The organism is Curtobacterium sp. B18, assembly GCF_000333375.1.
GTDB lineage: Bacteria > Actinomycetota > Actinomycetes > Actinomycetales > Microbacteriaceae > Curtobacterium.
Window position 1 is genome coordinate 1 of sequence record NZ_BACZ01000014.1, and the last position, 7256, is coordinate 7256.

A 7256-nucleotide genomic window follows, 5' to 3' on the forward strand; every position below is an offset into this window, starting at 1 on the left:
GACTCCGTCGGGTTCGGTGACTTCCGGTTCATCGGCCTGACGAACTACGTCGCCGTGTTCAGCGACCCGGCGATCCTGCAGGCGTACCTGTTCACGATCGGGTTCTCGCTCGTCACGGTCCTCGTCGTGAACGCGGTCGCGTTCCTGCTCGCGATCGCCCTGACCTCGAAGATCCGCGGCAAGATCGCGCTCCGCGCCGTCTTCGTCCTGCCCATGGTGATCTCGGGTATCGTCATCGCCTACGTGTTCTCGTTCCTGTTCGCGAACAGCCTGCCGGCGCTCGCGACCACGCTCGGCTTCGCTCCGCTCGAACAGAGCATCCTCGCGAACCCGGACCTGGCCTGGGTCGCGGTCGTCGTCGTGACCGCGTGGCAGGCGATCCCGTCGACGCTGCTCATCTACATCGCCGGCGTGCTCTCGATCCCGGCCGAGGTGTACGAGGCGTCGGCCCTCGACGGCGCGAGCGCCTGGCGGCAGCTCGTGTCGATCACGGCGCCGCTCACCGCGGGCTACATCCTCATCAACCTCATCATCGGGTTCAAGAACTTCCTGAACTCGTACGACATCATCGTCGGCCTCACCGACGGCGGCCCCGGCACCTCGACCACCAGCGTCGCGATGTCGATCTTCAAGGGCTTCAACGGCGGCGACTACGCCTACCAGATGGCGAACGCGACGATCTTCTTCGTCATCGCGGTGGTCATCGCCGTGATCCAGCTGCGGGCGACCCGCGGGAAGGCAGCGCTCTGATGACCATCCAGGCACCCCTCCAGCCGGGGACCACCGCGACCGGCACGATCCGATCCGTCGACGCCGACCGGAACGCCGGCCGCCGCGGCGAGCGCTTCAACTGGCCGGTCACGGTCGTCCTCGTCCTCTGTGCCCTGTCCGTGCTCGTGCCGCTCTACGTGACGATCACGATGGCCTTCAAGACGACGAGCCAGGCGGTCGACGGCAACGCGTTCTCGCTGCCGGCGCCGTTCAGCGTCGACGGCTTCGTGCAGGCCTGGGAGCTCACCGACTTCCCGCGGGCGTTCGGCGTCTCCGTCCTCATCGCCGCGATCACGGTCGTCGGCACGATCCTGCTGGCGTCGTTCACGGCGTACGCGATCGCACGGAACTGGGAGCGCCGGCTGTTCCGCTGGTCGTTCTTCTACCTGCTCGCCGCGATGTTCCTGCCGTTCCCGGTGCTCGCCCTGTCGCAGGTGAAGCTCACCGGTCTGGCCCACCTGGACAACCCGATCGGCGTCGCGATCCTGCACGTCATGTTCCAGCTGTCGTTCAGCGTGCTGCTGTTCACCGCGTTCCTCCGCTCGATCCCCGCGGAGCTCGAGGAGAGCGCCAGGATCGACGGCGCGAGCACCGGCCAGGTGTTCTGGCGGCTCGTGTTCCCGCTGCTGGCACCGATGAGCGCCACGGTCGGCATCTTCGCGTTCCTCGCCTCGTGGAACGACTTCGTGATGCCCTCGCTCATCACCTCGAACCCGGCGCTGCAGACGCTCCCGGTGCTCCAGCAGATGTTCCAGACGCAGTTCAGCAACAACTACAACGTGTCGTTCGCCTCGTACCTCATGGCGATGGCACCGGCGATCATCGTCTACCTGTTCACGCAGCGCTGGGTGATGGCCGGGGTCACGCAGGGAGCCATCAAGTGACGAGCCCCGCCACGCCCGCGCCCGCAGCCGCGCCCACACCGACCCGAGAGGACCCCCACCCCATGACCGACGTGCTCGACCCCGATGTCCAGCCCGCACCGACCGCCACCGACGAGACCTGGTGGCGCCAGGCGAGCGTCTACCAGATCTACCCGCGGTCGTTCGCGGACGCGAACGGCGACGGCATCGGCGACCTCCCCGGCATCACCGCGAAGGTGCCGTACCTGGCGTCGCTCGGCATCGAGGCCGTCTGGCTCAGCCCGTTCTACCCGTCCGCCCTCGCCGACGGCGGGTACGACGTCGACGACTACCGCGACGTCGACCCGCGGCTCGGCACGCTCGACGACTTCGACGCGATGGTCGCGGCGCTGCACGGCGCCGGCATCCGGGTCATCGTCGACGTGGTGCCGAACCACACGAGCGACCGGCACGCGTGGTTCCGTGAGGCGCTGGCGTCCCCGAAGGGCAGCCCGGCACGCGACCGCTACGTGTTCCGCGACGGCACCGGACCGTCCGGGGAACAGGCCCCCGCGGACTGGGTGTCGATCTTCGGCGGCCCGGCGTGGACCGCGGTCGGCGACGGCCAGTGGTACCTGCACAACTTCGCGAAGGAGCAGCCCGACCTGAACTGGGCGAACCGCGAGGTCCGCGACGACTTCCTGCACACCCTGCGCTTCTGGTCCGACCGCGGCGTCGACGGGTTCCGCATCGACGTGGCGCACGGGCTCGCGAAGGACCTGCCGGACGGGGAACTCCCCAGCTGGGCCGAGGTCCTCGCGTCCCCGAAGGACGGCTCGCACATCCTGTGGGACCGCGACGACGTGCACGAGATCTACGCCGAGTGGCGGAAGGTCTTCGACGAGTACACGCCCGCACGGACCGCGGTCGCCGAGGCGTGGGTCGCCGCCGATCGCCGCGCCCGGTACGCCAGCGCCGAGGGGCTCGGGCAGGCGTTCAACTTCGACCTGCTCGAGGCCGACTTCGACGCCGGCCAGTTCCGCAGCATCATCGAGTTCAACCTCGGTCTCGCCGAGCAGTCCGGCTCGTCGACCACGTGGGTCTTCTCGAACCACGACGTCGTCCGGCACGCCACCCGCTACGCGCTCCCCGCTCGCAACGGTGCGGAGGAGAAGCAGGGCTCGGCGTGGCTGCTCGCCGGCGGTTCGCAGGACGCGCTCGACCGCGCGCTCGGCCTGCGCCGTGCCACCGCGGCGACACTCCTCGAGCTCGCGCTGCCCGGTTCGGCGTACCTGTACCAGGGTGAGGAGCTCGGGCTGCAGGAGGTCGGCGACATCCCCGACGCCGACCGCCAGGACCCCGCGTTCTTCCGGAACCCGGGCGTCGACGTGGGCCGTGACGGCTGCCGCGTGCCCCTGCCGTGGACCCGCTCGGGTGAGAGCTTCGGCTTCGGTGCCGGTGGGTCGCACCTGCCGCAGCCGGCCTGGTTCGGCGAGGTGTCGGTCGAGGCGGAGGACGCCGACCCGGACTCGACGCTGCACCTCTACCGGAAGGCGCTCGGCCTGCGTGGGCAGCTGCAGTCCGAGGAGCACCTCGAGTGGCTCGAGACCGGCCGCGACGACGTCCTCGCGTTCCGTCGCCCGAACGGGTGGACGAGCGTGACGGTGTTCGGCGACGAGCCCTACGACCTCCCTGCCGGCGAGCTGCTGCTCGCCTCCGCGCCGGTGGCAGACGGCGCACTGTCGGGTGTGGGGACGGCCTGGTTGCGTTCCTGACGGAACCAGGTGACGGACGGGAGGCGCGGTGCGGTCAGGCACCGCGCCTCCAGTCCGTCAGGCGGTCGCGTCAGCGTTCGTCGTCCGGCGGCCCGGCGATCTCCCGCAGTGCCGCGAGGTGTGCGCGCCAGGCCGCCCGGCCCGGGCGCGTGAGGGTCAGCGACGTGCGCGGCGTCTTCCCCACGAAGCCCTTCGACACCGCGACGTAGCCGGCGGCCTCGAGCGCGCTCACCTGCTTGCTCAACGCCGAGTCGGTGACCTCGACGGCGTCGCGGACCTCGCGGAAGCCGAGCGTGCCGGCGCGGTCGAGCGCGGCGACGACAGAGAACCGCACCGGGTTCTGCAGGAGGTCGTCGAGCCGGTGCCGCGGGTGCGCCCCGTCCGTCGTGGTCACGACCGCGACTCCCACGCCGCGCAGGCGAACGCGACGACGAGGACCGCACCCGACGTGACGGCGGACCAGAGCAGGGAACCGTGGACCCAGGCGACGACGGCGATCGCGGCGCAGTACGTGACCGCCCAGGCCGCGATGTAGGTCGTCCACCGACGCCCGCGCGCGAACGCCGAGCGACCGCGGATGGCGGTCGCGAACCACAGCACCAGCGCCGTGACCACGGTGATGGTGCCGAAGTACGCGGCGCCGAACGCACGGCCGGTGCTGAGGCCCATCGCGAAGGTGCCGAGCGAGGTCGTGGTCCCCAGCGCCACGATGAAGGTCACGTAGGGCCACCGGACGGCGTCGTGTGCGCGGCGGGAGAGTCGGTCGGCCTGCGTCAGGAGTGCGCGGGCCTCGGTCGGCTGGATGTCGGTCATGGGTTCCCCTCTCTGCTCTCCATCCTTGCAACTACTTTCCATATTGGCAAGGGGGTGACGTCGAGCGAGCGTCGGTAGGGTCGCCGCATGAGCGGGGCGACCATCAGCGTGCGGGACTTCGTGATGCGGTTCGGGGACCGGAACGTGGTCGACGGCCTGTCGTTCGACATCGCCCCCGGTGAGACCTTCGGGCTGCTCGGCAGCAACGGCTCCGGCAAGACGACCACCATCCGCGCCCTGCTCGGCATCACCACGCCGACCGCCGGCACGCTGACGATCGACGGCGAGCCCTACCGGCCCGCGACCGGCGGGATCGGCTACCTGCCCGAGGAACGCGGGCTCTACCGCAAGGAGTCCGTCATCGACGTGATGACGTACTTCGGGCGGCTCCGCGGCCTGCGCGGCCCGGAGGCGACCGCGTGGAGCATGGACTACCTCGCCCGCGTCGGGCTGGCCGACCGCGCGAAGCTCCGCGTGGACAAGCTCTCCGGCGGGCAGCAGCAGAAGGTGCAGCTCGGCATCACGATCATGGACCGGCCGCGGCTGCTCATCCTCGACGAGCCGACCAAGGGCCTCGACCCGGTGAACCGCCGGCTGCTCCTCGACCTCGTCGACGAGCGGAAGGCCGACGGCGCGACGGTCGTCCTCGTGACCCACCACATGGACGAGGTCGAACGGCTCTGCGACCGGATCCTCCTCCTGAAGGACGGCACCGCGGCGGCCTACGGCACCATCCCGGACGTGCAGGACGCCTTCGGCGGCGCGGTCGCCCGGGTGGGACTCGACGGCCCCGTCCCGCCGTCGCCGCTCTACCGGCTCGCCCGGCACGAGGGGCACATCGCCTACCTCGTGCCGACCCCCGCTGCGGCGGCCGACGGCTCGGACGTGCTCGCGTCGCTCGTCTCGGCCGGCGTGCACGTCACCAGGTTCGAGATGCGCCGCATCCCGCTCGACGAGATCTTCGTCCAGGTGTACGGCCACGACGCGGGCTCCGACGCCGCTGCCGAGGCCGCGCGGGCCGGAGCGGCCGCGTGAGCCGCCTGGGGACCGTGATCCGGTTCGAGTTCGTCCGTGCGGTGAAGAAGCCCGCATTCTGGATCGGCACGCTCGCGCTGCCGGTGGTCATCGTCGTCGTGTCCCTGCTCGTCGGGGTCGGGCAGAGCGCCGGCACCGACTCGGTCGTGTCGAGTTCGTCCGCCACGAAGACGCCGTTCCGGTACGTCGACGAGTCGGGGCTGGTGTCCGAGCGCGTGGCGGCGCGGTGGGGCGGATCGCCCTCGACCGACCCCGCTGCTGACCGGGCCGCGGTGCGCGCGGGCTCCCTCGACGCGTTCATCACCTTCCCGGCGTCCCCGTCGACCTCGCCGATCCGTGTCGAGGGCGCCGACCGCGGGCTCTTCGGCAACGGCGGCTACTCGTCACTGGCCGAGCGGGTGCTCGAGCAGAGCGTCGCCCAGGCCGTCGACGACCCGGAGTCCGTCGAGCTCCTGCGCAACCCACCGGCCACCGACCTGACGACCTACGCCGATGGTGCGGTCGCCCCCGGGTGGTTGTCGATCGTGCCGCCGTTCGTCTACGTCGCGGCGTTCTTCGGACTCGTCATCCTGCTCGCGACCCGCATGGTGACGGTGGTGGTCGAGGAGAAGGAGAACCGCATCTCCGAGATGATCCTGACCACCGTGACCGCCGGGGACCTCATCCGCGGCAAGGTCATCGCGATGCTGCTCGTCGGGTTCGTCCAGGTGGGGGTCTTCGTGGTCCCGGGGTTGATCGGGCTGCTCGTCGCGCTCCCCCTCGTGGCGTCACGGCTCGGCGGACTGGCGATCGACCCCTGGCGGATGGCGGTCGGTGCGCTGCTCCTGGTCGGCTGGGTCCTGCTCGCCTCGGCCCTCTTCGTCGTCGTCGGCGCTGCGGTGCCGTCGATCAAGGACGCCTCGGCGCTGCAGTCGGTGGCGATCTTCTCGCTGATCATCCCGCTCTACGCGGCGTTCTTCGTGATGACGACGCCGACGTCGCCGGTCGCGTCGTTCTTCACGTACTTCCCGACGTTCACGCCGATCACCGCGATGGTCCGGAACGCGGTCGGGTCGCTCACCGTCACCGAGTCGGTGGTCTGCATCGTCGAGGTGTTCGTGGTCGCGGCAGTGCTGCTGTGGTTCGCCGAGTACCTGTTCCGGCACTCGGTCGCCCAGTACGGGTCGAAGGTGACGCTCCGGCAGATCGCATCGTGGCGGCGACGGGGCCGACCGGCACGCTGAGCACCGGCGGCGGGAGGCCACCGGAGCCGCTCATGCGGACGACGGGACGGCTCAGGCCGACGACGGGACGGCTCAGGCCGACGTCTGGGCGACTCGGGCCGACGACGAGAGCACGGTCACGGCCGGCCGCATGGGAACGACCGTCGCCTGCGAGTCCTCGAGGTCCCACGCGGGGACCTCACGCTCCTGCCATCCGCGGCGCAGCGTCCGGACCGCTCGGTCGTACTCGACGAGGACGTCGATGTACGGGCGGACGAGCATCTGGATCTGCAGCCCCTGGTAGAGCGCGACGAGCTGGGTCGCCGCCTGGTCCGCCGGGATCGCCGACTGCTCGACGTCGGCGTCGAAGTCGCGCTGGAGTCCGGCCGCGAGCTGCGCGACGTAGTCGTCGTAGCGCTTGCGGAAGAGTTCGGCGAAGCCCGTCTCGGCCCCGGCGATGTTGACGACACCGGCGAGGACGCGGACGAGCCCCGGATCCGCGACGTCCTCGGCCAGGGTCATGCGGACGTACTCGATGGTGCACCGGGGCGCGCAGCTGCGTCGGGTGCCGCGGAGCTGGACCCAGCGGTCGTACGTCACGAGGAGCAGGGCGTCCCACGTCGGGAACACGCGCTCGACGGCGTCGAGCGGGAGCCGGGCGGTCTCGGCGACGACCGCGGCGTCGACCTGGTCGAACGGGTGGAGCCGGTAGGCGCGGATGGCGCCACGGACGATCCGCTCGGCGAGCGACTGTTCGTCCTCGAGAGCCGCCACGTGAAGTTCTGTCATTCAGCCATCCCAGCGGAATCCCGAACAGG

At 70.7% G+C, this 7256-nt stretch carries 8 protein-coding genes; 5 read left to right on the plus strand and 3 right to left on the minus strand.

Going from position 1 to position 7256, the window contains the following annotated elements; translation table 11 throughout:
- The 3 genes from I5E_RS00295 to I5E_RS00305 form a co-directional block, all read left to right on the plus strand.
- A partial coding sequence (locus tag I5E_RS00295) for a carbohydrate ABC transporter permease (protein WP_022905242.1) occupies positions 1 to 750 on the plus strand: 750 nt, incomplete at its 5' end.
- Positions 750 to 1655 (plus strand): carbohydrate ABC transporter permease, encoded by a 906-nt coding sequence (locus I5E_RS00300; protein ID WP_022905243.1) that lies wholly within the window; start codon positions 750 to 752, stop codon positions 1653 to 1655. The genes I5E_RS00295 and I5E_RS00300, both read left to right, overlap by 1 nt.
- Positions 1656 to 1717: 62 nt before the next feature.
- A complete protein-coding gene (locus I5E_RS00305; protein ID WP_022905244.1) occupies positions 1718 to 3388 on the plus strand; it encodes a glycoside hydrolase family 13 protein in 1671 nt (556 codons plus the stop codon).
- 70 nt (positions 3389 to 3458) lie between these two features.
- Here the strand turns inward: I5E_RS00305 and I5E_RS00310 are convergent, their stop codons facing one another.
- Both I5E_RS00310 and I5E_RS00315 read right to left on the minus strand, forming a co-directional pair.
- Positions 3459 to 3782 (minus strand): winged helix-turn-helix domain-containing protein, encoded by a 324-nt coding sequence (locus I5E_RS00310; protein ID WP_031260816.1) that lies wholly within the window; start codon positions 3780 to 3782, stop codon positions 3459 to 3461.
- Positions 3779 to 4201 carry a hypothetical protein gene (locus I5E_RS00315; RefSeq protein ID WP_022905246.1) on the minus strand — a complete coding sequence of 141 codons (423 nt, stop codon included), beginning with the start codon at positions 4199 to 4201 and terminating at the stop codon, positions 3779 to 3781. The genes I5E_RS00310 and I5E_RS00315 overlap by 4 nt, the downstream gene beginning before the upstream one ends.
- 87 nt (positions 4202 to 4288) lie before the next feature.
- On the opposite strand from I5E_RS00315, the gene I5E_RS00320 reads away from it, so the two are divergent.
- On the plus strand, positions 4289 to 5236 hold the full coding sequence (locus I5E_RS00320; RefSeq protein WP_022905247.1) for an ABC transporter ATP-binding protein: 948 nt from the start codon (positions 4289 to 4291) through the stop codon (positions 5234 to 5236).
- Positions 5233 to 6459 (plus strand): ABC transporter permease, encoded by a 1227-nt coding sequence (locus I5E_RS00325; RefSeq protein ID WP_022905248.1) that lies wholly within the window; start codon positions 5233 to 5235, stop codon positions 6457 to 6459. Before I5E_RS00320 ends, I5E_RS00325 begins: the two co-directional genes overlap by 4 nt.
- A gap of 72 nt (positions 6460 to 6531) precedes the next feature.
- On the opposite strand, the gene I5E_RS00330 is transcribed toward I5E_RS00325, so the two are convergent.
- Complete coding sequence (locus I5E_RS00330; RefSeq protein ID WP_148286804.1) at positions 6532 to 7227, minus strand: TetR family transcriptional regulator C-terminal domain-containing protein; 696 nt, start codon at positions 7225 to 7227, stop codon at positions 6532 to 6534.
- Positions 7228 to 7256: the final 29 nt, after the last annotated feature.